A 25,538-nucleotide genomic window follows, 5' to 3' on the forward strand; every position below is an offset into this window, starting at 1 on the left:
TGGTTGGAGATATGCGATGACTAAGGACGAATTAGAACAGATACTGCGTGGTGGGGAGTCGTCGACGGTCGAGTTCAAACGATGCAGTGACGTACCTCATACGGATACGTTTGAGACGGTGTGTTCATTCTCCAATCGCATGGGCGGCGATATCTATCTTGGGGTGAACGACGACGGTTCCGTCGTGGGCATTGATGCCAAACGAGCCGTGGAAATAGAGCGTAACGTGGCGAATGTCACCAGCAACAGAAAACTGTTCGCCCCTGCGCCGACAGTGGAAACCGAGCGCATTCTGTACGGCGATCGCGTGGTGATTCGAATATGGGTTGCGTCCGGTTCTTCGGTGGTCCGATACAAAGGCGTGGTGTACGATCGCGTCGCGGATACCGATGTTCGCATCGACGGCGACATGCAGATCAGTCAAATGTACATTCGCAAACAGAACTATTATTCCGAACGACGCATCTATCGATACGTCACCCCGTTTGATTTGCGGGCCGATCTCATTACAAGGATGCGTGAGATGGCGGTTGCCCAGCGTGCCGGCCATCCGTGGGGAACCATGTCGGATGAGGAACTGTTCCGTAGCGCCAAACTGTATGATCGCGATTATACGACCGGTGAGGAGGGTTTCAATCTTGCCGCCGTATTGTTGTTGGGCAAGGATGACGTGATCTCCTCGATCTGCCCGGCATATGTTACCGACGCGATCGTTCGACGAGAGGATACCGACCGTTACGATGATCGGCTGATGGTTCGTACGAATCTATTCGATGCCTATGATCGGTTGACTGAATTCGTGCGGAAACAGCTGCCGGATCGTTTTGCGTTGGACGGTGACAAGCGCACCAGCCCGCGCGAGGTCATATCCCGTGAGCTGGTTGCCAACAGCCTCATGCACCGGGAATATTCGAGCCCTATCGTGGCGCGGATCATTATGGATTCCTCTTCGATTCGTACGATCAACGCGTCACGATCCTTTTTCGAAGGACGCATGCGGCTGGGTGAATTCACGCCGATGCCAAAGAACCCGATCATCGCTGACGTATTCGTCCAAACCGGTATCGCGGAAAAGCTCGGCAGCGGACTTCGCAGTCTGATGAAGGCTTCGGAGCTGTATACCGGTCGGGAACCGGAATTCTCGGATGGCGATGTGTTTACCGCAATGATTCCGGTGACCCGCGTATCCGAATCATCCGATGAGCGCCGGAATGAATCTTACGCCGGCGTTACCGATGAAAACCACGCTGCTGATGCAGTGAAAGGTGAGGGGATGGATGATCTCGCTGCTGCGGCACGGTATGGTGCGGTATATCCCGAATTTGCAATATACCAATCGCTTCGTGAACATCTTGATGCGGTGGGATCGGTGACGGTGCCGCAGATCGTCAAGGATACCGGCGTGGATGCGCGGACCATACGCAAACGCTTGCAGGGTTTGGTGGATAACGGACAGCTGAAGATCGAAGGTAAGACCCGAGGGCGGCGATATGTTGCGGTTAAGCAAGACCGATGATCCATATGATGCGGCCGGCTGTGCGGCGGGATGCCGTGTGATGACGGAGCCGGCCGGCCGCATTACGCATGATCGGTCTTAACTTGGCCCGGTGTCAGCAGCGGTCGAAGGAGAAGCGGGCGATGGCGTCGAGGGCTTGCTGGCTTTCGTCGAGCCAGGTCATGCCGATGGGGTAGACGTGGCCGAGCGTTTCATGACGGCCGACCTTGCGGTCGGACAGTTCGAAATCGGCGCCCTTGCGTGACATTGCGGTCGCCAGCGCCAGCGCGTCTGCCTCGAGGAAATCGTCGCTGGACGTGAGGATAAACAGCGGCGGCAGATCGACGCTGCTCACGATGCCTTCAGCCGTCAAATACGTCGGATCAGCGGAGTCAAGTCCAGCGAAGAACTCCTCGCCAAGCATCTGCTCGAGCGTGAATCGTTTGGACGGGTCGTAGTCGAGTCGGGACATGCCGCCGGTACGCTCGGCTGCTGCGGGGGATGCCAGCGAATACACGCCGCATATCAGGGCGCCACCCGAGAACCGCAGACCGGATGCCTGTTCGATGCCGAACGCATGCGCCGCACCGGCACTGTTTTCGATGGCGAGCGTCAGCAAGGCGAGTGCGCCGCCAGCCGAATCGCCGGTGAGAAACACCGCGTCCGGATTGACCGGATATTCGATCAGATGGGTGCGCAGCCAGCGCAGCGCGGCCTGCACATCGGCCAGCTGCCCCTTGAGATCGGTCTGCGGGGCGGGGCGATAGTTGAGCGAGACCACCGCGAACCCGCGTGAGGCCAGATGCGTGTTGAAGTTGCGGTTGAGCTCCTTGTACCCGTAGGTGAACCCGCCGCCGTGGATGTCGATGTAGACGGGCGTGGCGTGTCCGCCGCGCACCGTGGCCTCGTGCGGCAGGTAGATGTCGAGCAGGTGGCCGCGGCACTGACCGGCCGCACGGTCGGTGCCGCCGTCCGGCAGATACGCGATGTCAGTGATCGCATCCACGCTGTCGGGATCGTGCCAGTATTCAGATCGTGGCAGATCGAACAGGGCGGTCTGATAGCGGTTCATGCGGAAACGTTGCGCTTGTTCGGCGGACAGGTCGGCAAGATCGCCGTCGATCTCGGTCCAGTAAGCGAACCGCTCGGCGAGCTGTGGATCAAAGACCGGTTCGGATGGAACGTAAGTCTCTGGTTCGGCTTCATTGCTGGATTGATTGGTGATGACCGCCATTGTCGTCTCCTGTGTCGGGAATGAATCGGTTCCTATGATAGGGGGAGATTCGAAGGAATGACAGGACGGTAGTCGCTTGTCTGAGATGGCGAAGGAGAAAGACCGCTGAAGATACAAAAAAGCCCCGGGACGAATCCCGGGGCTTTGAGAAATTCAGATCAGCCTAAGCTGAATGAATTCAGCGAGCGTTGGTCTTGCGCACAGCGAAGACGGCCACGCCAGCGGCAGCGAGCAGAGCAACGGCAACCGCGTACGGAGCAACGGCAGCGCCGGTGTCAGCGGTCTTCGGGGTCTCGGTGGTGGCAACAGGCTGCTTGGCGGCCGGAGCGGTCACAGAAGCGGTGTAGGTCTTGCCGGAGTCCTTGCCCTTGACGGTGTAGGTGGCAGTGTAGCCCTTGGCCAGAGCAGCGTCAGTCAGGGTCAGGGTGATGGTAGCAGAACCATCAGCGTGAGCCTTGCCGGTGTAAGTCTTGTTCGCAGCGAAAGTAACGTTGGAGACGTAGGTGTCATCCACGGTGATCTCCAGAGTCTCGTTCGGGGCGAAAGTGCCAGCCGGAGCGGACAGGGTGACGGTGTTGCCGGAGATGGAGCCAGTCAGGCCGTACTCGTCAGCCAGAGCGGCGTTGGAAGCGAAGCCGAAACCAAACACAGCGGCGATAGCGGCGAGGAGCGCCACGATCTTCTTCTTCATAATAAAACCTCCACAAATCAGTTTGCAGTCCAGACATCAAGTCCGGACTTATGTCTTTTCCTGATGTCTGAGAAGCACTATACTCCCCCCGTCGATCTTCGCAAGACCCCACTTCGGGGGTAAGTGACAACGAGATCACATCATGTGCGAACCCCGTCACATCGCGTGATGTCGATGTCACACGTCGACAAAATGTCAATATCGACCGAATCGGCAGGATGAAGCCGTTTCTTAATGAACGCTACGTAAAATCGTGATTTTTTTCGGTGCGACACGCCCGAACCGCACAATATGTGACATCATTGCCGCACGATGTGCGATTCATCGCACATGATTGTGCGACCGCTCATGCCGAACGGTCGCACGGATACATGACGAAATGATAGGCGGGCCTGTCTCGCCTCTACGCGCATCAGACTCGCCGCGTCCTACTCTTCGTCGTCGAAGCTGAACAGATCCTCGACCGTGGTGTCGAAGATCTTCGCGATGTCCATTGCCAGACGCAGCGACGGACAGTACTGTCCCTGTTCCAGCCGTCCGATTGTCTCTCGGCGCACGTTCACCATGTCGGCCAGCTCGGACTGCTTCATGCCGCGTTCCATGCGGCGCAACTTGAGATTAGTCTTCATCGTCACCGCCAATGTTCCCGTCGTGTTCGAGCCACAGATAGCGCGCGTCGGCCACGGCCAGCGCCAGCATGGCCAGCGTCGGTAGCACCATCGGCCCGACCTCGATCGGTATGCGCGTGATCAGCGTGTACAGCATGCCCGCAAACCCGATAATCGTCAGCACGATCACCAGTGTCAGCAGCGCGAACCGGTAGGCGGAGTATTGGTGCATGTCGCTGAGCTCATCCGTGCGCGGGTTGTCGCGGTTGAAGATCATCACGGTCCAGATCTCGCCGATGATCCACACCAGCGCGATCACGCCGGTGATGATGATGCCGTTGAGGTTGTCGTTGCGGTAGACCTGCGTCAGGCATGCGATGGCGCCGATGAGCTCGGTGATCATGCGAAACGCGATGTATCGATTGAACGTCATGTCGACCTCCGTCGGATGAATGCGTGATTTCCTAACCTAGCACGAAATAGGGGGCTGCGCCGTGCGATTGAACCCATATGCGGGCATTGTGCCGGGGTGCCGGGGGCAGGGCGGCGAACGAGCGGCGCGGTTGCGGGGGCGGCGTGGGCATGGGATGGGGCGAGCGGACGGTGGACAGACGACGAGGGCGTCTCCCCGTCATGCGGAAAGACGCCCTCGTGATGTTGGTGTGATGCCGGATCAGTACCAGTGGTTCGCGGTCCAGAACGCGTACGCGCCCTGAATGGAACCGTATCGGCTGGTGCAGTAGCCCCAGAACCACTTGAGCTGCGTCTGGTAGTTGGTTGCCCAGTCGGCGCCCGCGGAGGCCATCTTGCTGCCCGGCAGCGCCTGCGCGAGGCCGTACGCGCCCGAGCTGCCGTTCGTCGCGTTGACGCGCCAGCCGGACTCGTGGTTGATGATGTAGGCGGTGGCGGTGAAATCAGCCTCGGAATAGCCGTTGGCCAGCAGATAGTCATGCGCCCACTGCTGCATGTCACCGACCGGCGTGGTCGTGCCGATGTCGCTCGAGGTCGCCGTCGAGTTGGACGTCTCAGTCTTTTCCGCGGTACCGACGAGGATCACCTTGTCGACCGGGGCCTTCTTGACATACGAGGTGAACACGTTGGAGGAGATGATCTGGTCTCCGGAACGCGTGACCAGGCTCGTGGTCTCCATCACGCCTTCCTGGCCTTCCGTCTCCACCTTCTCGGTGCCCTTCGGCAGGTCAGCGGTTTCCTTGCGCACTTCGTTGAACGCGATCGGCTCGTCCTTCGTTTCGACCTGGGTGCCGGCGCGCTCGATCGTGATCACCGTGGATTCGCTCACGGGGTCGGTCAGCGCGGGGGAGACTTTGTCGTTCGGCTCGAGCGTGATGTCGCCCGCGTCGAGGACGGACTTGACATCGGTGAAATCGGTGCCGAGCACGGTGCGGGACTGGCCGTTGACCTTCACGGTGACATACGTGGTGTCGGCGTCGGCGCCACGGAGCGCGGTACGGGACTGGCCGCGGGAGACCTCAAGTGCGTTCGGATCGGTCGCGGAGTAGGAGGTCACCTGCTGCGATGCAGTGCTGTGATGCTCCGCCACATAGAAATTGCGGGAAACGACGCCGGCGCCGGCCAACATGCCCACGGCCGCCACAATGGCCCCCAGCTTCGCCCATTGGCGCTTGCTCAGGGACTTCAGAGTAGGCGTGTGCTTGCTGTGATTGGCCAATATTGCTCCTTGACGTTCGGATAATACGTTGCCGTTCGCCTTTCGGCGGTGAACGGCAAAACTGTGCCCTAGTGTAGACCGTCAATGTGACGTCGGAGAACGATGTGACGGTTTTCCTTGAGTTTGCAACGGTTTCGTCAAAACGGTCCACATGCGACACGCAGAAAGTTCATTGATTTGACAAAGATAGTTCGATGATTTAAATTAATACTCGTCAAGCGGTTGCGCGGTCGGTACGGTCCGGCTGGCGAAACCGAACAATGAAGTTATTAAGGAGATCGTCATGGGTCTGTGGGATATCGACAAGATCGAGTACGTCGGCCGCGAAAAGGGACCGCAGGAGGGCCTCGCGTTCCACTACTACGATGCCGACAAGGTTGTCGCCGGCAAGAAGATGAAGGACTGGCTGCGCTTCGGCGTCGCCTGGTGGCACACCTTCAACCAGGAGCTCGTCGATCCGTTCGGCACCGGCACCGCCCACCGTCCGTACTACAAGTACACCGATCCGATGGATCAGGCGCTCGCCAAGGTCGACTACGCCTTCGAGCTGTTCACCAAGCTCGGCGTCGAGTACTTCTGCTTCCACGACCGCGACATCGCCCCGGAAGGCGACACCCTGCGTGAGACCAACGCCAACCTCGACAAGGTCGTCGACAAGATCGAGGAGAACATGAAGGCCACCGGCGTCAAGCTGCTGTGGAACACCTCCTCCCTGTTCACCAACCCGCGCTTCGTGTCCGGCGCCGCCACCTCCCCGTTCGCCGATATCTACGCCTACGCCGGCGGCCAGCTCAAGAAGAGCCTCGAGATCGGCAAGCGCCTCGGCGCCGAGAACTACGTGTTCTGGGGCGGCCGTGAAGGCTATGAGAACCTGTGGAACACCGAGATGAAGCGCGAGACCGACCACATCGCCAAGTTCTTCCACATGTGCGCCGACTACGCCAAGGAGATCGGCTTCGACGCCCAGTTCCTGATCGAGCCGAAGCCGAAGGAGCCGACGCTGCACCAGTACGACTTCGATGCGGCCACCGCCATCGAGTTCCTGCGCAGCCACGACCTGACCGACGTCTTCAAGCTCAACCTCGAGGGCAACCACGCCAACCTGGCCGGCCACACCTACCAGCACGAGATCCGCGTCGCCCGCGAGAACGGCTTCCTCGGCTCGCTCGACGCCAACCAGGGCGACAAGCTCATCGGCTGGGATATGGACGAGTTCCCGACCGACCTGTACGAGACTGTCGCTGTCATGTGGGAAGTCCTGCAGGCCGGCTCCATCGGACCTCACGGTGGCCTGAACTTCGACGCCAAGCCGCGCCGTACCTCCTTCTACGAGGAGGACCTGTTCCGCTCCCACATCGCCGGCATGGACACCTACGCGGCCGGCCTGCTGGTCGCCGACAAGATGAACCGCGACGGCTTCATCCAGGATCTCATGGCCGAGCGTTACAGCTCCTACGACTCCGGCATCGGCGCGACCATCGAGAACGGCACCGCCACCCTGGCTTCCCTCGAGGAGTACGCGATCGACAAGCCGCAGTCCGAGCTCATCGCCGCGACCAAGTCCGATCACCTCGAGTCCGTCAAGGCGACCATCAACAACTACATCGTCGACGCGCTGTCCGAGGCCTGATCCTCGCTCGGCATCCGCTGATGCATGACTGATCGGGACGCCGCCGGTTCCGTCTGGTTCCGGTGACGTCCCGATTGTTCCGCGGTCGGGCCGCTCCTTCCTCGGCTCGGCCGCGATCGTCTATCCGTACATACCTGACCGTTTCCGGACAGCGTCGTCCGGAACCACCACATCTTCGCCGTCCGGTATCCCGGTGCCAATGAGCGCCGACATTGCTCCTCTCGGACGGTTCCGTAACATCATCGTGAGATTGCGTACGATGTCTTGCAACATCCGCGGACTATCGTGTCTCGTAATCGTCCAGAATCCACGAGAAAGGACAAGACCATGATCATCGCTGCGATTACCGCCTTCAGCCTCTCCCTGCTCGGCATCGCGATGCGTGCGCGTCTGCGCCGCGACGGCCAGCTCTGAGCGCCGCGGGGCGTTGTCTTCCTTTTTTACTTGCTGTAGAAGCGCGTTGGGGGACGGTCTTCCGATGATGGAAGATCGTCCCCCAACGCGCTTTGGTATATGTGTTCAGTCGGAGTCCGCGGATTCGCTGAACTTGAGATAGCCGATGAACCGGTAGATCGGGCCGCCGGCATCGGTTCCGCTCTGTATCTGATCGGTGCTGACCATGCCCATCACGTAGTCGGTGCGTCCGTTCGCCGCCGTTCCGGTGCGGCGCAGCATCGCGGTCCAGCGGTCGGACGTGTCCATGCGCAGCCCGTACACGGCGGTCTGGCGGATAGTCATCGGACCGGTCTGTGTCCATGTCTTTGACCCGTCCGGTGCGGTGGCCGTCACATCGGCATCGTTGGGAATCGCAACAACCGATGCTGGTGCATACGTTCGCCGTTCGGTGCCGAGAGCATTGCCGTTGCCGTCCGTGTATCCGCTGACATCCGCCGTGCAGGTCGTGCTCGTGAACCGATTCGCATCGCCGTTTGCCGCTTGCTGCGTACAAGTCCACTGCAGAGTGCCCACTCCGGGCGCGTGGCCGGTCGTGCCGTCGATCGGTAGTTCGTACCACGTCTTGCGCAGTACGGTTGCCGGCTGCGTGACTTCGTCGCCTGTCTGGGCCTGGCTGTTTGCGCCGGAGGTGTCGCCGCTCGGCGATTGCGCGGCGATTAGTGCGCTGACATCGTTCTCATCGAACCGTTCGACATAGTCGTCGCCGGCCAGCCGATCGAACGTGGCAACCGGCGCGATCACCAGATCGGCGGTGTTGTCGCGGCGCAGTCTGCGCAACGATTCGTGCAGACGGTCCTTGTCGGTGCCGTCCAGCGTCGTCACCGTCACGTCACGCTCGCGCAACTTGGCCGCGGCGGTGAAATCCTTTGCAAGATCGGTCATGGCGCTGCCGTACTGACCGGCGTCCACCAGCGTGATGCGCAGCTTCGGCGGTGTCGCCACGGTAAGCCGCGCCAACGATGCGACCATCAGCAACGCGACCAGCACGAACGCCGCAACGATCAGCAACCGTTGGCGTTTCGACCGCGGCCTGCGATTGCGCGGATCGAACATGATCTCATATACGCCCGGCTCGGCCAGCGCGCCGGCGACCTCATGATTCGGGTTCGTAGGGCCAAGAATAACGTCGGACATCGTAATCAACCTCCTTGCAGTGTGTTCGTCATATGAGATGTGACGTGAGATCAGGGCTTGAGATCAGAACTCGAGATAGCGGACGAACGCGTCATTGAGCGTACGGGAGCTGTTGTTCAGTGATTCGTCGGGGAACAGTGTGACCACGTACGCGGAACTGGTGGTGCCAGCGTCGCTTGCGGTGTTCGTGCCGCCGAACGACGCCCATATCGCGGACTTGCGCAGATCCAGGCCCTGCGGCTTGACCGCATACCGTTGCAGCATGCCGTCCTGCTCCCAGACGCACGAGCCGGTGTCCTCGCAGATTGCGCGCACGTCGTCGCCCGGCGGGATCACGCTCGCTGCCGGACGGTATTCCGTGGCTCCGCGTTCCGTCGCGCAGATCGTCGAACCGCGTTCCGCGTCGTATTCGCAGCGCCGTGCCAGATTGTCGTTCGTTGCCGCATCGTCGGCAGGTTCGCCGTCGCTGCACGTGGTGTAATACCAGGCGTCATCCGGCAGAGTCGCGGCGAACGACCGGCTCAGCGGCAGTGTGGCCGTGTCGAGCGTGGACTGTTCGTTCGTAACAACATAGCCGGATAGATCATTGGAACAGGTCTGCTGATCGGTGGTCGAATCAAACAACGACGCCGGCGCGATCAGTGCGCCGCCGCCCTGCTGACGCAGCTTGAGCATGAGATCGACGATGTGCTGCCGATCGGCGTTCGACAGGGTCGTCGCGCCGTCTGTGTCGTGCAGGGATACTTCATCGGACAGATCGTCCACCGTGATCTGATCGTCGGACAGGTCGGCGGCGGATACCAGTCCCTCGCGCAGCCGCTGTGCCCGTGAGACCGCCGATTCGTCGCCGAGCACCAGAATCGTGTACTGCAGCCGGTGCGCTCGGCTGACACCGTATGCGATGCCGGCGGCTAGTGCGATGATGACCAGTGCGACGACCGCGACGATCATGCGAGACGCGCGAGTGCGCGACGATGCGCTGCTTGGTGTGCCGGTGCTTGATGTGCCGCTGCCCGGCGTGCGGGAATATATGGTGCCCATGATGCCCTCCTTACCGGGGTGTGATGTGGCGAAGCGTGCGCTTCGGCCCGGCGGTATCGCCGGATGATCCCAGTGTGCGGCAACGTGGTTGATTCCCCAATCTCGCGTCGTGCGATTCACGACAAGGGGCGGCGGAAGATGCTTGTGTGTTTTTATTGCGCGGTCATATAGGGAATGATCGCCTCGCAATGCCAGGCGTTACCGTCCGCGGTGACAGTCAACGTGCCTCCCAGCCGCTCGATCTGCGCGCGGCGGCGAGCGAGTCCGGTGCCGGTGCCGGACTCGCGATGCCGTGTGTTGCTGAGCATGTCACGTACCGCGGCCGTGGCGTGCTCACCGGCGTTTGCATCACTGTCATTGCCGTCGCTGGTCGACTGATCTGCCGCGGTATCGGCACAGGTGACGACGATGTGATCGGCCGTCGCGTTGACCGCCACAATATATGGTCGTGCAGAATCGGCGTATTTGACCACGTTCGCATACAGTTCGCCGATCAATTCCAGCGTCGCGTCCAGCACCGCGCGGCTGATCGCCGGAGGGGCGCTCGCCGGCGTGGGCGGCAGCCCGGCCCCGTCGAATCCGGCCTCCGACAGCTGCTCGTCGTATCGCCGCAGCGAGTCGGCGATTGTATTGATCCACCGGTATCCGGTACTGTCCGGCGATGTGATCGCATCCTCGCGTGTCGTATAGCTGAATATGGTCGGTCTGGTGTCCTCATGCGTGTCGCGTGTCGCACTGATCACGTTTGCGGTACTTGCCGTTTGGGTTGATGATGTCGGGCTTTTTGGTGTGTCTGTGGTTTGCGATGCTGCGAATGTGTCGCCAACGTTGTCGGTCCCGTTCGTACCGGTACTATCGCTGCTCAGCATGCGGATCAGATTGTGGCTGCTCGCGTACGCCTCATCCGCACAGTCGCGCATCCGCCGCAACTCCTTGCCACTGACCGGCTCGTTGGCATCGATATGACGGTCCAACGTCATCAGCAGAAACGCCAGCTTGTTCGAAATCCCGTCATGGATTCCTGTCGCCAACGTTTGCTGCGCACGGTGACGTTCCAGCATCATCCGACTGCGTTCCAACGCGGCTTTTGTGGCCTGTGTACGCCACTGTTCGCGCAACGCGTACCCGGCGACCGTCGCCAGCGCAAACCGGACCGCCGCTTCCGCAACCGTATTCAGCGTGTCGAACGGCACCTCCGATGCCCCGATCGCGCTGACCATACCGTATATATACGTGCCAAACGCAACGGCAAGCAACGGCAGATACCGTCGCGTGCCGTAATATGCGGCGACCGTGGCCGCGAACAGCGCCGCATACTCCAGGTTCGGCGGCATGTACTGATCCGATCCGACAGCCGTCTGCACCAGTGGGCCGACTGACCACAACACGGTGACCAAGCCGGCTCCGAGCGTCGGCAGACCGGGCAGCAGCAGGCATCCGGCCGCCGCGATCATGGTCGTGACCGTCAGCCAGCCGGGATGATCGACGTAACTGACAAACGCGACGATCAACGATCCCAACATCAGATACGCGGCAAACAACGCGCCGAACGCGCCGACCCAGCGGCGGGCGGCGAATCGTTCCGCGCATTGTGCGACGAACCGTGCGGTCGACCGGTGGGATACAGCCGGTCGCGGTACGTCGAATGCTGGTTCTTCCACGGAGCCGAGCGTTCCGGGCGGCGGCGCCGATGTGCTTGACTCCTCGCCGCGATGCGCGTTATTGATAAGCGGATGATGGCTGTCTGGTTGGTGACACGATGGCGAAACCGGGCCGGAGTCTGCTGTTCGTGGTGCGGTGTCGGCCGCTGTGCGTTGGGATGTGCTGTCGCGGGACGTGTCTGACGAGGAGCTGGTCATCGGGAACTCGTTTCCGGGCTTGACTCGCGCAATCCGTTCGGAGACGGGGACTCGTTGCGCGGCCCGGCCATCAGTTGGCGTTCGGTGCAGATGCGGATGGCCTGCGGTAGGCTTGCCGCGCCGAGCTTGGTTTTGGCGCGATTGACCAGTGTCTGCACGCTGGACACGGTGATGGACATGTGTGCGGCGACCTGTGCGGTTTTCAGCCCGCTGGCATACAAGGTGAGCGCCTCGCGTTCATGCTCGGACAACGTGGTGCCACGCGTTCGCCCGGCGTTGACGCGGGCGAAGGATTCCGCGACAGATTGGAATGTGCGGGATGTGGCCGCTTCCGGACAGCGTTCTTCAGGGATGACTGGTTGGCCGGCGGCTGCTTGGATCAATACCTGTGCAAGCGACTGCGGACTGATGCGCTTGCCGACAAGTCCTTGGGCACCGGCCTCGATCATCGGATCACAATACTGCTCGAGCGGCCGCGATGTGATGCCGACCAAGCCGATCGAGCGCGAACGGAGACGGATCTGCGCGCATAGATCAGGACCCTGCATGTCGGTGAGTGACATGTCGACCAGCATGACATCGGGCGTCGTGCGCGGATCAAGAGCCTTCTGGAACGCGACCGCGCCTAGTTCGCTCTGCCAGACGACCTCGAATCTCGGGCCGCATGCTTTGACTTGGGCGGCAAGGCCGAACAGGGCATAGGGATCGTTGTCCACGATCGCGACGCGAATGGTTTCACGCGATGTTTCACGGTTGGTCTGATGTTCCGGATCCGCCATGATGCCCCCTGTCTCACTCATCTTCGAGTGTAGGCCGGGTGCCGGCGACATGCCCAATTCCTGTGGCGCCGCACATGACATTCAGGCTCGGAGCCATCGCGCGTGGCGGAAATATCTCGATCGGCAGGCCGATATCGAAACATTTCCGCCGCTGTGCTATGAAACAGCTCTTGGAAACGCCGACAGCGGAAGACTGATGTATGGCGTTTCCAAGAGCGGGACGCGGGGATCAGCCGCGGTACTTCGCGTACTGGGCGTAGACCTCAGGGGTCGGCTCGCCGGTGAGCGTGTCCTCGATAGTCAGCTCCCATGCCGGAGGTTCGGCCTCGCCGCCCAGCACCCACGCGGCCTGACGCGCCGCGCCGATCGCCACATATTCGTCGGTCTTCGGCAACAGCACGTCCATGCCGAGAATCGACGGAGCGTACGCGCGCACCGCAGCCGACTTCGCACCGCCGCCGATCAGTAGGATGCGCTTGACATCCACGCCAAGGCCTTTGACCAGCTCGAGGCAGTCGCGCTGCGAGCACAGCAACGCCTCGACGAACGCGCGGGCGATATTCGCCTTCGTCGTGTTTTTCAACGTCATGCCGTGCAGCGTGGCCGTCGCGTCCGGGCGGTTCGGCGTGCGCTCGCCGTCGAAATACGGGATCAAGGTGATGCCCTCGGCGCCCGGCACCGACTGCGCGGCCAGATCGGCCAGCTCGTCATAGCTCACGCCCAGCGCCGCGCGGCCCGCATCGGAGATACGCGAGCCGTTGATCGTGCATGCCAGCGGCAGCCAGTGACCGGTGCAGTCCGCGAAGCCGGTCACCGAAGCGGTCATGTCGTAGGCCGGCGCGGGGGAGATGGCCGCGGCCACGCCCGATGTGCCGAGACTGATCGACACGTCGCCCACGCCCATGCTCAGGCCCAGCGACGCCATCGCGTTATCGCCGCCGCCCGGAGCGATGATGCAGCCGCCCGGCACGTTCTTGCCGGCGATCGCGGGATCGGCCACCGCGCTGGTCTCGGTCGGCCCGAGCACGCGCGGCAGCGTCACGTCGTCGCGGCCGAACGCCATCTTGACCAGATCCATACGGTATTCGTTCGCCGCCGAATCGAAATAGCCGGTGCCCGACGCATCCGAACGGTCGGTGAACAGTGCGCCCAGATCGGCACTCTCGCCGTCCGCGACCGGTCCGTGGCCGGCGATGCGCCAGCTCAGCCAGTCGTGCGGCAGGCAGACCGCGGCCACGCGAGCCGCGTTTTCCGGCTCGTTCGCCGCGACCCACGCGATCTTCGTGATCGTCAGCGAGGCGACCAGCGACGAGCCGACCGCCTTGACCCAGCGCTGGCGGCCGCGCATGATCGGATCGTCGGACAGCTCGTCCTCTGAACCGTCCTCGGCTTTGGCCGCTTCGCCCAGTTCGGCGATCAGTCGCTCGGCGTCCGGTGCGGAACGGGTGTCGTTCCACAGCAGCGCGTCGCGCACCACGCGGCCCTGCTGGTCGAGCAGTACCATGCCGTGCTGCTGACCGCCGACCGCCAGCGCGGCGACGTCGTCAAGGCCGCCGGCCTGTGCCGACGCCTCGAGGAACGCGTCCCACCACGCGTTCGGGTCGCAGCTCGTGCCGTCGGGGTGCTTCGCCTGACCGAAGCGCACCAGTTCGCCGGTCGCCGCGTCGGTGACGCGCACCTTGGTCGACTGCGTGGACGTATCGACGCCCGCCACCAGAATCTGAGTCATTGTGCCTCCTTGCATTGCGCGAATCATGCTTGCCGGACTGTCGCGAGTGGCGCTCGGTGCCATGCACAGCCAGTAAGTTAGATCATTAAACTATCATGGTCAGTGTATCACGATACCGTGCCGAGCGGCGTGGTGCGTTGCGATGTGGGGGCGGATGTCATGCGGGGTGGTCCCAAGTGACAGCGGTGGTGCGGTGTCATGCGGAATGCATGGCGATGCGTGAGCGTTGCGGGGATACGGAAGAGGGAGGGCGATTGGTCTGTGCGGGAGGCGGGACGGCGTCGCGCGGTCGGGCGTTCTGCTACACTGGTCAGGTTGGCTTGCGCGAGTCGCCGGCCATCGTGGGGCCGTAGCTCAGTCGGTTAGAGCATGCGACTCATAATCGCCCGGTCCTCGGTTCAAGCCCGAGCGGCCCCACCGGCAAAGCCCTTGGAAACACAGCGTTCCAAGGGCTTTCGTATGTGCCGGGCTTCGGCCTGCCGTGTGCGATGGCGTATCATGGCAGCGTTTCGTCGCGGCCGGTCGTCTATGTGCGTCCCAAAGTCGATGCGTGCGCGTATACTCCCATAGGTTCCGGTTCACGTCGGCCATAGGGGCGCGACGACCCGGGTCCCCCGAATCCTTAGGAGACACACCATGAAGCAGGGTATCCATCCCGATTATCATGCCGTCGAAGTCCTGTGCTCGTGCGGCAACACCTTCGTCACCCGTTCCACCTACAAGGGCGACCACATGACGGTCGACGTCTGCTCGAACTGCCATCCGTTCTACACCGGCAAGCAGAAGATCATGGACACCGGTGGCCGCGTCGCTCGCTTCGAGCGCCGCTACGGCAAGAAGGCCAACTAGCTTCATCAACGCCAGTCCATGCGGTCATGGCGTCGCTTCGGCGACCCGATCGCGGACTGGCGTTTTTGTATATCCGTATGTACGGTTTTGCAGACGTCATCTGCAGGATCGTGCATATACCGGCTTGTTGTGTACGGTTTTGCAGATCGCGTCTGCAGAACCGTACATATAGCGTTTCCATCCGTACGGTTTTGCTGCTGGTGTCTGCAAAACCGTACGGATAAGGCGAGCAACTCAGTGTGAACCAGTCATAGACGAAGGAAGTTCCATGGCAGACGAACAATTCCCCGCCGCGCAGACCGCGCTTGAGGAATACCACGATCTCGAAGCGAAGATGGCGGACCCCGAAGTCGTGTCCGACCCCGACAAGATCCGCAAGCTGGGCCGTCGCCACGCCGAGCTCGGCGGCATCGTGTCCGCATACAAGAACTACCTGCAGATCCGCGACGACCTCGAGGCCGCGCGTGAAATGGCCGATGAGGACGAAGACTTCGCCGAGGAAGCCAAGCGACTCGAAGCCGAGCTTCCGGCCGCTGAAGAGAAGCTCAGGACCGCGCTTATCCCGCGCGACCCGGACGACGCACGCGACACGATCATGGAGATCAAGGCCGGCACCGGCGGTGAAGAGGCGGCGCTGTTCGCCGGCGACCTGCTGCGCATGTACACGCGATACGCGGAAAAGCGCGGCTGGACCGTCACCGTGCAGTCCGAGAACACGACCGAGCTGGGCGGTGTCAAGGACGTGCAGATCGCCATCCGTGCCAAGGGCACGCCCGCGCCGGAGGACGGCGTGTGGGCCTCGCTCAAGTACGAAGGCGGCGTGCACCGCGTCCAGCGCATCCCCGTCACCGAATCGCAGGGCCGCATCCAGACCTCCGCGGCCGGCGTGATCGTCTTCCCGGAAGCCGACGAGGACGACGACGAGATCGAAATCGATCCGAAGGACCTCAAGATCGACATCTTCATGAGCTCCGGCCCCGGCGGCCAGTCGGTCAACACCACGTATTCCGCGGTGCGCATGACCCACATCCCCACCGGCATCGTCGTGAGCATGCAGGACGAGAAGTCGCAGATCCAGAACCGCGCGGCCGCGCTGCGCGTCTTGAAGTCGCGACTGCTCGCCATGAAGCACGAGCAGGAGGCCGCTGAAGCCGCCGATATGCGTCATTCGCAGGTGCGTTCGCTCGACCGTTCTGAGCGTATCCGCACGTACAACTTCCCGGAGAACCGCATCGTCGACCATCGCACGAACTACAAGGCGTACAACCTCGACGCGGTGCTCAACGGCGATCTGCAGGCCGTGATCGACTCGGACATCCAAGCCGACGAAGCCGAACGGCTCGCGAACCAGAAGTAGATTCTCCTCATTAGCGGACGAATAGGCTGCGCAATTATCCTTTTGTGCGTGGCCGGGCGGCGCCGGGACATATGATGCCCGACACGCTCCGGGCCGCTCGGCCAAGTCTTACGGTCGATCATCATATGTCCCGGCGCCGCCCTCGTTGCGTATTTATGTTGCGTTTGTTTGGTAGCCGGAATGTAAGTGGGTTTGTGCATGACGACTGTTGCTGATGTGATTCGGGATGCGGCGGGGACGTTGCATGAGGCTGGGGTGGATACGCCCGAGCATGATGCGAAGCTGCTGCTGGCCGAGGCGGCGGGGTGCGAGCTGCGCGACGTCGACAAGGCGATACTGATGGGCGATGCGTGGGAAGATTTCTCGACTTCGTTTCGCTTCGCTCGAAATGACAACGACGGGGCTGATTCCTCTGTCATCTCGACTGGATACAGCGCTTCCTCTGTCATCTCGACCGAGCGCAGCGAGCGGAGAGATCTTTCTGTGGCAGAACGATTCTCTGCGATGATCGATCGGCGGGCGAAGCGGGAGCCGTTGCAGTATATCGTCGGACATGCGCCGTTCCGATATTTGGACTTGGCTGTCGGACCGGGCGTGTTCATTCCACGGCCGGAGACCGAAACCGTGGTGCAGGCCGGATTGGACTGGATCACGCGGGAACGGCTGTATACGCCGCGCGTCGTCGACCTGTGCGCTGGATCGGGCGCGATCGGACTGTCCGTCGTGACCGAGGTGCGTGGTGCCGAGGTGTGGGCGGTCGAACTGTCGGACAAGGCGTATGCGTGGACCGAACGCAATCGCGAGGCAGTTGCCAAACGAGATCCGTCGGCCGGATACAACTATCACCTCGAACGCGGCGACGCGACCAGCCCGCTCACCCTGCCGCAGCTCGACGGCACGATCGATCTGGTCATCACGAATCCGCCGTATGTGCCGCTGTCACAGATTCCGGATCAGCTCGAAGTACGCGATCATGATCCGGACATGGCGCTATACGGCGGTTCCGCGGATGGTTCGGCGATTCCGGAACGCATCATCCTGCGCGCGGCCGGGCTGCTGCGTGCAGGCGGCGCGCTGGTTATGGAGCATGACATTTCGCAGGGGGATCAGCTTGTCGCGTTCGCGCGGGCGAACGGTTTTACGGACGCGCGAACCGAAAACGACTGGACGGGGCGGCCTCGGTATTTGTTTGCGGTGCGGGGATAGCGACTACTGCGCGTATTCCTGGTAGATGGAGGCGTCGGCGTCGGTGATCGTGCGGATTACGCGTGCGGGCACGCCCACGGCCACCGAATTGGCCGGAATGTCGTGCGTCACCACCGCACCGGCGCCGATCACGCAGCCGTCGCCGATCGTCACGCCGCCCACCACGGTCACATTGCCGCCGAACCAGCAGTTCGAACCGATCGTGATCGGCTTGCCATACTCGTAGTCGTACGACGAGCCGTCCGGAGCGACGCGCGAATTGCGGTCCTGCCAGCGCATCGGATGCATCGGCGGCAGCAGCGACACATTCGGCCCGAACAGCACGTCATCACCGATCGTCACCGGAGCACAGTCCAGCACCGTGAAATTGAAGTTCGCGAACACACGGTCGCCGATCTTGGTATGGCAGCCATAGTCGAAGAACACCGGTCCCATCAGGCACATGTCCGAGCCGTGGCCGGGCAGCAGTTCGTCCAGCACCGCGGCACGCGTCCCGGCGTCGCCGCGCGGCAGCGCGTTGAACTTCGTGCACAGGTCGGCCGCATGATCGCGCAGACGGCACAGCTCCGGATCCGCGCAGTTGTACAGTTTGCCGGCGAGCATCTCCTCGCGTTCCGAAGCGCGGGGTGTGCGCAGCTCGACGGGTGGGATGGCGGATGCGTTTTCGGCGGTCATGATACGGCTCCTTTGCGGCGTCGGAGGACAGGATACGGGCACACAGTATAAATGCGCAAACGTACATAGGCGGCGGGGTGCGTGGGGTGTGATTGCGGGAGGTTCGTCGCCGGCCTGCGGACTCGAGCCGTCCCCGGGATCCGCGGTCGGCGGCGAGTCTTCGTCCAAGGCGCGATTGCGAACCGTCTCGGGCGCATTCCCGCTGATAAGGCCACCGTGTATTGTGGACAGCAAGAACTTTTCGCACAGGAGGTTTGCCATGTTGGGAACCAGTGATCTTGCCGTGGCGGCTGCGGCCGCGACCGTGCCGGACATCAAGCTGAACGACGGCAACGCGATTCCGCAGGTCGGACTTGGCGTGCTGCGCATCGAGGACGACGCGGTCGCGCCGGTCGTTGAGTCGGCGCTCGAACTCGGCTACCGTCACATCGACGGCGCCGCCGGATACAACAATGAGGGCGGCGTCGGGCGAGCTCTCGCTGCAACCGGCTACAACACAGGCGAGCAGCGCAAGAAACTGTGGCTGACCACGAAGCTGCGCGACTCCCAGCAGGGCTACGATTCCGCACTGAGCGCGTTCGATGATTCGTTGAAACTGCTGCAGGTCGACTATGTGGACATGTACATGATCCACTGGCCGACGCCGTTCGACTGGCGTAGCGGCGACACGTGGAAGGCGTTCGACAAACTGCGCGAGGAAGGCCGTGTGAAGACGCTCGGCGTGTGCAACTTCCTGCCGGAGCACCTCGAACGACTGCACGACGAGACTGGTGAATGGCCGGCCGTCAACCAGATCGAACTGCACCCGACGTGGCAGCAGCGCGGAGTCGTGGAATTCTGCCGCAAGCACGGCATCGCGGTCGAGGCGTACTCGCCGATGGCCCGCGGCGCTGATCTCAACGCCGGCGACGGCGTGATTGCGAAGATCGCCGAGGAGCACAACGTGAGTCCCGCCCAGGTGATTCTGCGCTGGCACATCGAAAACGGCACGATCATCATCCCCAAGTCGGTGCATGAGGAACGCCAGCGTCAAAACCTCGACCTGTTCGGCTTCGCGCTCACCCTCGAGGAACACGCGGCCATCGACAAGCTTGACGGCCCGAAGCGCGCCGGCCATGATCCGATGAAATTCACGTATGCGTGATCGTCGACGTGCCGGATCCCTATGTCAAAGGCCGGCATGCGAGACATGACCCAGGAATCGTACACGGTGTGAATCACAGGAGCGATACTTGCCTAGAAACAGACGGTATTCCCGTCGTCATACGCATTTTTCGCGGCGTCGGTTCAATGCGTCCAATCCGTTCGAACGCGTATTGATCCTGCTGGTGCTCGTCGTGGTCGCCGGCGTGTCAGTCGGCATCGGACTGCCCAAGGTCAGTCCGACCGTCGGCCAGATCACCGGCGAATACGCGGCGAGCGGTCCGGCCGCGGACGCGCTGAACAAACTCACCGTCGACGATAATCCCGATGCGACCGGCTACGATCGCGACCTGTTCGGCTATCGCGAAACCGACGATGACGGCAATGGCTGCGACGTACGCGAAGACGTGCTCGCCCGAGACCTGACCGACGTGCAGTACGTATCGGCCAGCAGTTGCAAGGTCAAATCCGGCACGCTCGACGACCCATACACCGGGCAGACCATCCATTTCGTGCGCGGGGTCAAGACCAGCAGCGCCGTGCAGATCGACCATGTCGTCGCGCTCGAAAACGCATGGCAGTCCGGCGCCCGCGACTGGGACACCGCGAAACGCTACCGGTTCGGCAACGACATGACCAATCTGCTCGCCGTTGACGGGCCCGCCAACCAGAGCAAAGGCTCCGCGTCGGCCGAGTACTGGCTGCCTACCAACGGCGACTATCGCTGCCGATACGTCGCACGGCAGATCGCGGTCAAAACCAAGTATGGTCTGAGCGTCACCACGCGGGAGAAACAGGCCATGCAGTCCGTGCTGGTCGCCTGCCCGAACGAGCAGCTGCCGTAATCCATAACCGGGTATGAATTTCCGTCAAACCGCGGGACAAATCCCGTCGTTTGTAACGTGCCGGCGTTATAACGGTGCGCGGTATGGAAGAGAATAACGGTAACGATACAGTCACAACAACCATGAATCCGATCGAGCGGCCGGCCGCCGAGCTGGAGATCGAGCGCGCCCGCGTGAGTGAAGGGCAGGAGCGGCAGCGCGGCGGAAAACGCGCCAACGGGCGTAAGGGGCATGCGCTCGCCAGCATTCTGGGGCCGGCGTTCGTGGCGGCCGTCGCGTACGTCGACCCGGGCAATGTGGCGGCGAACATCACATCCGGTGCGCGCTACGGGTATCTGCTGGTATGGGTGCTCGTGCTTGCGAACGCGATGAGCGTCCTCATCCAGTATCAATCCGCAAAACTCGGTATTGTTACCGGCAAATCGCTGCCGGAGCTGCTCGGTGAACGTATGAGCGACGCAGGACGGTTCATGTTCTTCATGCAGGCTGAGGTCATCGCCATCGCGACCGATCTGGCCGAGGTGATCGGCGGTGCGATCGCGCTGAACCTGCTGTTCGGCATCCCGCTGTTCATGGGCGGTCTCGTGATCGGCGCGATCTCCACGGTGCTGCTGTGGTTCCAAGGCGGCAAGACGCACCGTCTGTTCGAGAAGATCGTGATCGCGTTGCTGCTGGTCATCACGTTCGGATTCATTTTCGGTCTGTTCATCGCGCCGCCGGACCCGGCCGCCGTGCTCGGCGGATTGATTCCGCATTTCACCACCACCGATTCGGTGCTCATGGCCACGTCGATGCTGGGCGCGACGGTCATGCCGCATGCGATCTACCTGCATTCCACGCTGGTGAACGACCATTACGGGCCGGGGGAGGCCAAACCGTCTGTGCGCCAGCTGCTGCACGGTTCGAAGATCGACGTGGCGTGGGCGTTGCTGCTGGCCGGTTCGGTGAACGTGGTGCTGCTCATCATCGCAGCCAATTCGCTGTATGGCATGAAGGGCACCGATTCGATCGAAGGCGCGCAGCATGCGATCGTGAGCGTGTTGGGGCCGGTGGTCGGCACGATCTTCTCGATTGGACTGCTGGCGTCGTCGCTCAGCTCCACGTCGGTCGGTACATACGCGGGTTCGGAGATCATGCATGGGTTACTGCGCATCAAGGCACCGATGTGGGCGTGCCGTGTGGTCACGCTTGTGCCGGCACTGATCGTGCTGTGGTTCGCGCCGAATCCCACGCAGGCGCTGGTGGTCGGGCAGGTGATCCTGTCGATCGGCATCCCGTTCGCGATCATCCCGCTCATGCGGTACACGCATGACAAGGAACTGATGGGGGAGTACGTCGATGGGACGGCCAAGCATGTGATCTTCATCGGCGTGGCGGCGCTCATCGTGGCGCTCAACGTGCTGCTGATCGTGCTGACGGTGCTTGGCAAGGCGTGATTTACTGCCGAGCGCGGGCGGCATGCACCTCGTGGAAGTGTGCCACGGCCTTTTGCGCCGCCTCATGCGATGAGCCGGCGCCCGCGCCTTTGACGCCGAAGATCACGATGAGCATCTGAATGAACACGAGGAACGCGCTCACGCGCAGCGTCCACTGCGTGCCGAAGATGCTGGCGTCGATCTGGTTGCCGCCATGCACCTGTATCAGCGTTTCCATAAGGATGACGAGCACCGGGGCCCCGATGGCGCCGGCGATCTGACGCACCGTGTTGGTGACGGCCGAGCCAGCGGACACTTCGCTGTGGTTAAGGCAGTTGAGCGACCATGTGGTGATCGGCATGATGATGAAGCCCATGCCGATCTGCCGGACGAACTGCCAGATCGACACCCACCAGATCCACGTATTGCGGTCGATCAGGCTCATCATGATGGTGCCGAACAGCAGGATGCCGGTGCCAGTGATCGCGACTGGACGTGCCCCGAGCCGATCGAGCAGCTTGCCGCCGAAGAACTGCGAGATGCACATGCCGAATGCGCCGGGCATCATCACCAGACCACTGATCGTGGCGGAATAGCCGCGGTCGTTCTGGATATACAGCGGCATGATGACCATGATCGAGCTGAACGCGAAAAAGCTCAGCGCCGCGCAGATCGTGCCGATCGTGAAACTGCGGTTCTTGAGCACGCCGAGATCGAGCAGCGGGGGATTGACGGGTTTGCCGTCGGCCGTATCGAGGGGCTTGCGGCCGGCGTTCGCTGTGACTTCAGTGGCCTCGGCTGCGGACCGTGCCGCAGCCTTCGCCTCATTGAACTTCCTCGCCCCGTGCACTTGGCGCATCACGAACCACACGATGCCGGCAAGACCGATCAGCACCGCGCCCCATACCATCGGATGCGTGAACGGATACGCCTCGATGTTGGTGAAGCCGAACATCAGCCCGCCGAAACCGATCACCGAAAGCCCCACGGAGAAGAAGTCGGCGCGCGCGTCCGGATCATGCTCGCCGAAGTTGTGCAGCCCGAACACGGCCAGCAGCAGTGAGACCACGCCGATGACGGTCAATGTGAGGAAGATGGAGCGCCAGCCGTTCGCATCGGTCTGCCAACCGCCGATGGTCGGGCCGATGGCCGGTGCCACGCTCATGGCCATGCCGACCGTACCCATGGCCATGCCGCGGCGCGAGAGCGGGTAGATGGAGAAGACCGTGATCTGCAGTACCGGCCACATCACGCCGGTGCCGACGGCCTCCAGCAGTCGGCCGAGCAACACCACGAGGAACGACGAACCAACCCATGCGAGCAACGAGCCGATCGTGAACACGATCATTGACGTGATGACGATTTGACGGGTGGAGTAGCGGCGCGTCAGATATGCGGTCAACGGCACCATCACGCCCATCACGAGCTGGAAGATCGACGTGAGCCACTGGCCCGTGGTCACCGAGATGCCGAATTCCGAGACGATGGTTGGCAGCGCCGCGCTCAGTTGCAATTGGGTGAAGTTGCCGACGAATGTGATGAACGTAAGGATGGCGATCGACGTGAATGCTACTTTCGTCAGATGTCCGTCGACGTAGGTCTCCTCCCGGGTCAGCGCCCGCGCGCGTTCGAAACGTCGGGCTCGCAGGTCATGCTTCTCGAGCGGCCCCATCGCCGAGCCGGCGCCCTGCATGTCGCCGTCATTTGCCGCATCGCCGTTCTGATTCGTCATTCGCCCCATGCACCACATTCTTCCCAAACACGGTTTCCTCGAAAACGTAAATAGCCTACAACCATATCTGGGCAACGTATGTGGCCAAGACACGCCTTTGGCGCGGTTTCGGGGGCATAGTATGCTCAGATATGTTTGTCCGGTTACCCACAGTGCGGTCTCGGTGAGGAACGAGGCCGCATGGTGTGCGACCATGGGGCGAGCCATGGTGTACGACCATGCCGGGAAGTGAGCAGGAGAATACGTAGATGGCATCTGTACGATCCGACGGGACGGCAGTGAACGAGCGGGGAGTCGAACGCGTAATCGCGGGTAATGCCGGAAACCTCGCCGATCCAACCATTGATTCGATACCGAAGCCCCCGCAGGGCCGCCCGGCAACGCCCGGCCGCGGCACGAACGGGACCGATCCCTCCCGAATGCTCAACGATCTGCGCGCCAACCAGTATTCCCGGGTCCAGTACTGGCGCTTTTTCCTCAATCTCGCTTTGCTGCTGTGCGACGCGGCCATGTTCATCATCGGCTCGGCCACCGCATTGCTGCTGTTCCGCCATGGCAGCCGAGCCTCGTTCATCTCGTCGCCGGTGTTCGGCACCACCGTCTATCTCATCCTGGGCGCGTTCGTATGGGCGTTCTGCCTGCGCCATGCTGGCATTTATCACCGTCACGTGATGGGCGACGGCTACCAGCTGGTGCCCATGATCATCAAAGGCGCTGCGGTCAGCTGGCTGACGCTGTGCGCAGTCAACTACATCTTCGCTGTGAGCCTGCCGTTGCCGACCATCACTGTGATGATCCTGTTCGCATGCCTGCTGACGATTGGTGAGCGCATGATCTCCCGATCGGTCATCACCCGCGACCGCCGCAAGGGCGCGTACACGTATTCGACGATCGTTGTCGGTTCTCCGCAGGGCATCGCCGGCACGCTGAAGTTCCTCGAGGATCGTCAGCAGCTCAACTACAAGCCCGTGGCGATCTGCCCGATTCGCGAGAATCCGGCCACTGGTGCGATCGAATCGGCGCCGCTCAGCGAACCGGAGCTGCGTGAGCTGGCGTCGGTGTGGGACGTGTCCGACCTGCCGGTGATCCCGTATGACGATCGGCTCGGCGAGACCGCGGTGCGCATGAACGCACAGACCGTGATGGTGACCGACGTGCTGCACCGTGATTCCAACAATTTCGCGACGTTCTCGATCGGCATCGAATCGCTTGGCCTGGAGATCGCGCTCCTGACCTCGGCGGCCGACATCGCAGGCCACCAGTTGAGCGTACGCACGCTCAAGGGCGTGAACATCCTGACGATCAGTCTCGCCCAGTATGGCATCTCCACGCGCATCTGCAAGCGACTGTTCGACATCGTCGTGTCCGCGCTGCTCATCATCCTGACCTCGCCGTTCATGATCGGCGTGGCGATCGCGATCAAACTGGACGACGGCGGACCGATCTTCTACCGTCAGGAACGTATCGGCCTGCGCGGCAAACCGTTCAACATGCTCAAGTTCCGTTCGATGGTCGTGAACGCCGACGCGTTGAAGGCGAAGCTCGCCAAGGAGAACGGCCAGGAGAAGCGTTTCATCTTCAAGATGAAGAACGATCCGCGCATCACCAGGGTGGGGCATATCACGCGCAAGTTCTCGCTTGACGAGCTGCCGCAGTTCTTCAACGTGTTCGTGGGCGATATGTCGATCGTGGGTCCGCGCCCGCCGCTGCCCGAGGAATACGCCCAGTACGACGACGTGTATGCGCTGCGCATGCTCGTGCGCCCCGGTATCACCGGCCCGTGGCAGGTCTCCGGCCGATCCGACCTGTCCGAGGACGAGAGCCGACAGCTGGACGTGAACTACGTGCAGAACTGGTCGATCCTCGGCGACATCATCTACATCTTCCGCACTATCGGCGTGGTGATTCATCCCAAGGGCGCGTACTGATTCCGTCGGTTTTACGCATGTTTGCGGTTCCGCCGGAGGCTC

At 62.0% G+C, this 25,538-nt stretch carries 22 protein-coding genes and 1 tRNA gene; 11 read left to right on the forward strand and 12 right to left on the reverse strand.

Annotated elements, in window-relative coordinates; genetic code table 11:
• Positions 1-16: 16 nt before the first annotated feature.
• Entirely contained in the window at positions 17-1,516 is a 1,500-nt protein-coding gene (locus tag JS541_RS03775) for an RNA-binding domain-containing protein (protein ID WP_214373169.1), read from the forward strand.
• Between the two features lie 94 nt (positions 1,517-1,610).
• On the opposite strand, the gene JS541_RS03780 is transcribed toward JS541_RS03775, so the two are convergent.
• The 5 genes from JS541_RS03780 to JS541_RS03800 form a co-directional block, all read right to left on the reverse strand.
• Positions 1,611-2,729: an alpha/beta hydrolase gene (locus JS541_RS03780; RefSeq protein ID WP_214373170.1), complete on the reverse strand. Its 1,119-nt coding sequence runs from the start codon at positions 2,727-2,729 to the stop codon at positions 1,611-1,613.
• A gap of 178 nt (positions 2,730-2,907) precedes the next feature.
• Positions 2,908-3,420 carry a hypothetical protein gene (locus JS541_RS03785; RefSeq protein ID WP_214373171.1) on the reverse strand — a complete coding sequence of 171 codons (513 nt, stop codon included), beginning with the start codon at positions 3,418-3,420 and terminating at the stop codon, positions 2,908-2,910.
• A 428-nt stretch (positions 3,421-3,848) separates the two neighbouring features.
• Entirely contained in the window at positions 3,849-4,049 is a 201-nt protein-coding gene (locus tag JS541_RS03790) for a helix-turn-helix transcriptional regulator (RefSeq protein WP_214373172.1), read from the reverse strand.
• The gene (locus tag JS541_RS03795) at positions 4,039-4,461 is read right to left on the reverse strand and encodes a hypothetical protein (RefSeq protein WP_214373173.1); all 423 of its coding nucleotides are present in this window, start codon (positions 4,459-4,461) and stop codon (positions 4,039-4,041) included. Before JS541_RS03795 ends, JS541_RS03790 begins: the two co-directional genes overlap by 11 nt.
• A gap of 240 nt (positions 4,462-4,701) precedes the next feature.
• Positions 4,702-5,718 carry a G5 domain-containing protein gene (locus JS541_RS03800; RefSeq protein WP_214373174.1) on the reverse strand — a complete coding sequence of 339 codons (1,017 nt, stop codon included), beginning with the start codon at positions 5,716-5,718 and terminating at the stop codon, positions 4,702-4,704.
• 283 nt (positions 5,719-6,001) lie between these two features.
• Between JS541_RS03800 and xylA the strand changes: the two genes are divergently transcribed.
• Both xylA and JS541_RS14980 read left to right on the forward strand, forming a co-directional pair.
• On the forward strand, positions 6,002-7,348 hold the full coding sequence (xylA, locus tag JS541_RS03805; RefSeq protein ID WP_214373175.1) for a xylose isomerase: 1,347 nt from the start codon (positions 6,002-6,004) through the stop codon (positions 7,346-7,348).
• 285 nt (positions 7,349-7,633) lie between these two features.
• On the forward strand, positions 7,634-7,762 hold the full coding sequence (locus JS541_RS14980; protein WP_274608037.1) for a hypothetical protein: 129 nt from the start codon (positions 7,634-7,636) through the stop codon (positions 7,760-7,762).
• 105 nt (positions 7,763-7,867) lie between these two features.
• Here JS541_RS14980 and JS541_RS03810 read toward each other — a convergent pair whose 3' ends face one another.
• The 5 genes from JS541_RS03810 to JS541_RS03830 all read right to left on the reverse strand — a co-directional run bounded on the left by JS541_RS03810 (position 7,868) and on the right by JS541_RS03830 (position 14,346).
• Positions 7,868-8,938 carry a hypothetical protein gene (locus tag JS541_RS03810; RefSeq protein WP_214373176.1) on the reverse strand — a complete coding sequence of 357 codons (1,071 nt, stop codon included), beginning with the start codon at positions 8,936-8,938 and terminating at the stop codon, positions 7,868-7,870.
• 63 nt (positions 8,939-9,001) lie between these two features.
• Positions 9,002-9,979, reverse strand: coding sequence for a hypothetical protein (locus JS541_RS03815; RefSeq protein ID WP_214373177.1), 978 nt, complete (start codon positions 9,977-9,979; stop codon positions 9,002-9,004).
• Positions 9,980-10,131: 152 nt separating this feature from the next.
• Positions 10,132-11,640: a hypothetical protein gene (locus JS541_RS03820; protein WP_214373178.1), complete on the reverse strand. Its 1,509-nt coding sequence runs from the start codon at positions 11,638-11,640 to the stop codon at positions 10,132-10,134.
• A 194-nt stretch (positions 11,641-11,834) separates the two neighbouring features.
• Complete coding sequence (locus JS541_RS03825) at positions 11,835-12,617, reverse strand: response regulator transcription factor (protein WP_214373179.1); 783 nt, start codon at positions 12,615-12,617, stop codon at positions 11,835-11,837.
• A gap of 229 nt (positions 12,618-12,846) precedes the next feature.
• Positions 12,847-14,346, reverse strand: coding sequence for an FGGY family carbohydrate kinase (locus JS541_RS03830; protein WP_214373180.1), 1,500 nt, complete (start codon positions 14,344-14,346; stop codon positions 12,847-12,849).
• Positions 14,347-14,689: 343 nt separating this feature from the next.
• Between JS541_RS03830 and JS541_RS03835 the strand changes: the two genes are divergently transcribed.
• The 4 genes from JS541_RS03835 (at position 14,690) to prmC (ending at position 17,758) form a co-directional block, all read left to right on the forward strand.
• A tRNA-Ile gene (locus JS541_RS03835) sits at positions 14,690-14,763 on the forward strand.
• A gap of 219 nt (positions 14,764-14,982) precedes the next feature.
• Entirely contained in the window at positions 14,983-15,195 is a 213-nt protein-coding gene (rpmE, locus tag JS541_RS03840) for a 50S ribosomal protein L31 (protein WP_163231790.1), read from the forward strand.
• A 268-nt stretch (positions 15,196-15,463) separates the two neighbouring features.
• Positions 15,464-16,552, forward strand: coding sequence for a peptide chain release factor 1 (gene prfA / locus JS541_RS03845; protein ID WP_214373181.1), 1,089 nt, complete (start codon positions 15,464-15,466; stop codon positions 16,550-16,552).
• Positions 16,553-16,750: 198 nt separating this feature from the next.
• Positions 16,751-17,758, forward strand: a complete 1,008-nt coding sequence (gene prmC, locus JS541_RS03850) for a peptide chain release factor N(5)-glutamine methyltransferase (RefSeq protein WP_214373182.1) — start codon at positions 16,751-16,753, stop codon at positions 17,756-17,758.
• Between the two features lie 3 nt (positions 17,759-17,761).
• Here the strand turns inward: prmC and JS541_RS03855 are convergent, their stop codons facing one another.
• Positions 17,762-18,433: a sugar O-acetyltransferase gene (locus JS541_RS03855; RefSeq protein ID WP_214373183.1), complete on the reverse strand. Its 672-nt coding sequence runs from the start codon at positions 18,431-18,433 to the stop codon at positions 17,762-17,764.
• Positions 18,434-18,692: 259 nt separating this feature from the next.
• Here JS541_RS03855 and JS541_RS03860 point away from each other — a divergent pair, with 259 nt between their 5' ends.
• From JS541_RS03860 to JS541_RS03870, 3 genes are all read left to right on the forward strand, one after another.
• On the forward strand, positions 18,693-19,577 hold the full coding sequence (locus JS541_RS03860; RefSeq protein WP_214373184.1) for an aldo/keto reductase: 885 nt from the start codon (positions 18,693-18,695) through the stop codon (positions 19,575-19,577).
• An 88-nt stretch (positions 19,578-19,665) separates the two neighbouring features.
• A complete protein-coding gene (locus tag JS541_RS03865; protein ID WP_240539239.1) occupies positions 19,666-20,421 on the forward strand; it encodes an HNH endonuclease family protein in 756 nt (251 codons plus the stop codon).
• 83 nt (positions 20,422-20,504) lie between these two features.
• The gene (locus tag JS541_RS03870) at positions 20,505-21,857 is read left to right on the forward strand and encodes an Nramp family divalent metal transporter (RefSeq protein ID WP_214373185.1); all 1,353 of its coding nucleotides are present in this window, start codon (positions 20,505-20,507) and stop codon (positions 21,855-21,857) included.
• Position 21,858: 1 nt separating this feature from the next.
• Here the strand turns inward: JS541_RS03870 and JS541_RS03875 are convergent, their stop codons facing one another.
• Entirely contained in the window at positions 21,859-23,508 is a 1,650-nt protein-coding gene (locus tag JS541_RS03875) for an MDR family MFS transporter (protein ID WP_214373327.1), read from the reverse strand.
• 308 nt (positions 23,509-23,816) lie between these two features.
• Between JS541_RS03875 and JS541_RS03880 the strand changes: the two genes are divergently transcribed.
• Positions 23,817-25,496, forward strand: coding sequence for a sugar transferase (locus JS541_RS03880; RefSeq protein WP_240539240.1), 1,680 nt, complete (start codon positions 23,817-23,819; stop codon positions 25,494-25,496).
• Positions 25,497-25,538 lie beyond the last annotated feature (42 nt).

The sequence above is a fragment of the Bifidobacterium sp. SO1 genome (genome assembly GCF_018555335.1).
GTDB lineage: Bacteria > Actinomycetota > Actinomycetes > Actinomycetales > Bifidobacteriaceae > Bifidobacterium > Bifidobacterium simiiventris.

Bases quoted from the DNA above. Each gene is read 5' to 3' on its own strand.
- JS541_RS03775 (WP_214373169.1), top strand. From the start codon at position 17: ATGACTAAGGACGAATTAGAACAGATACTGCGTGGTGGGGAGTCGTCG.
- JS541_RS03780 (WP_214373170.1), bottom strand. From the start codon at position 2,729: ATGGCGGTCATCACCAATCAATCCAGCAATGAAGCCGAACCAGAGACT.
- JS541_RS03785 (WP_214373171.1), bottom strand. From the start codon at position 3,420: ATGAAGAAGAAGATCGTGGCGCTCCTCGCCGCTATCGCCGCTGTGTTT.
- JS541_RS03790 (WP_214373172.1), bottom strand. From the start codon at position 4,049: ATGAAGACTAATCTCAAGTTGCGCCGCATGGAACGCGGCATGAAGCAG.
- JS541_RS03795 (WP_214373173.1), bottom strand. From the start codon at position 4,461: ATGACGTTCAATCGATACATCGCGTTTCGCATGATCACCGAGCTCATC.
- xylA (WP_214373175.1), top strand. From the start codon at position 6,002: ATGGGTCTGTGGGATATCGACAAGATCGAGTACGTCGGCCGCGAAAAG.
- JS541_RS03810 (WP_214373176.1), bottom strand. From the start codon at position 8,938: ATGTCCGACGTTATTCTTGGCCCTACGAACCCGAATCATGAGGTCGCC.
- JS541_RS03815 (WP_214373177.1), bottom strand. From the start codon at position 9,979: ATGGGCACCATATATTCCCGCACGCCGGGCAGCGGCACATCAAGCACC.
- JS541_RS03825 (WP_214373179.1), bottom strand. From the start codon at position 12,617: ATGGCGGATCCGGAACATCAGACCAACCGTGAAACATCGCGTGAAACC.
- JS541_RS03830 (WP_214373180.1), bottom strand. From the start codon at position 14,346: ATGACTCAGATTCTGGTGGCGGGCGTCGATACGTCCACGCAGTCGACC.
- rpmE (WP_163231790.1), top strand. From the start codon at position 14,983: ATGAAGCAGGGTATCCATCCCGATTATCATGCCGTCGAAGTCCTGTGC.
- prfA (WP_214373181.1), top strand. From the start codon at position 15,464: ATGGCAGACGAACAATTCCCCGCCGCGCAGACCGCGCTTGAGGAATAC.
- prmC (WP_214373182.1), top strand. From the start codon at position 16,751: ATGACGACTGTTGCTGATGTGATTCGGGATGCGGCGGGGACGTTGCAT.
- JS541_RS03855 (WP_214373183.1), bottom strand. From the start codon at position 18,433: ATGACCGCCGAAAACGCATCCGCCATCCCACCCGTCGAGCTGCGCACA.
- JS541_RS03860 (WP_214373184.1), top strand. From the start codon at position 18,693: ATGTTGGGAACCAGTGATCTTGCCGTGGCGGCTGCGGCCGCGACCGTG.
- JS541_RS03870 (WP_214373185.1), top strand. From the start codon at position 20,505: ATGGAAGAGAATAACGGTAACGATACAGTCACAACAACCATGAATCCG.
- JS541_RS03875 (WP_214373327.1), bottom strand. From the start codon at position 23,508: ATGGGGCCGCTCGAGAAGCATGACCTGCGAGCCCGACGTTTCGAACGC.
- JS541_RS03880 (WP_240539240.1), top strand. From the start codon at position 23,817: ATGGCATCTGTACGATCCGACGGGACGGCAGTGAACGAGCGGGGAGTC.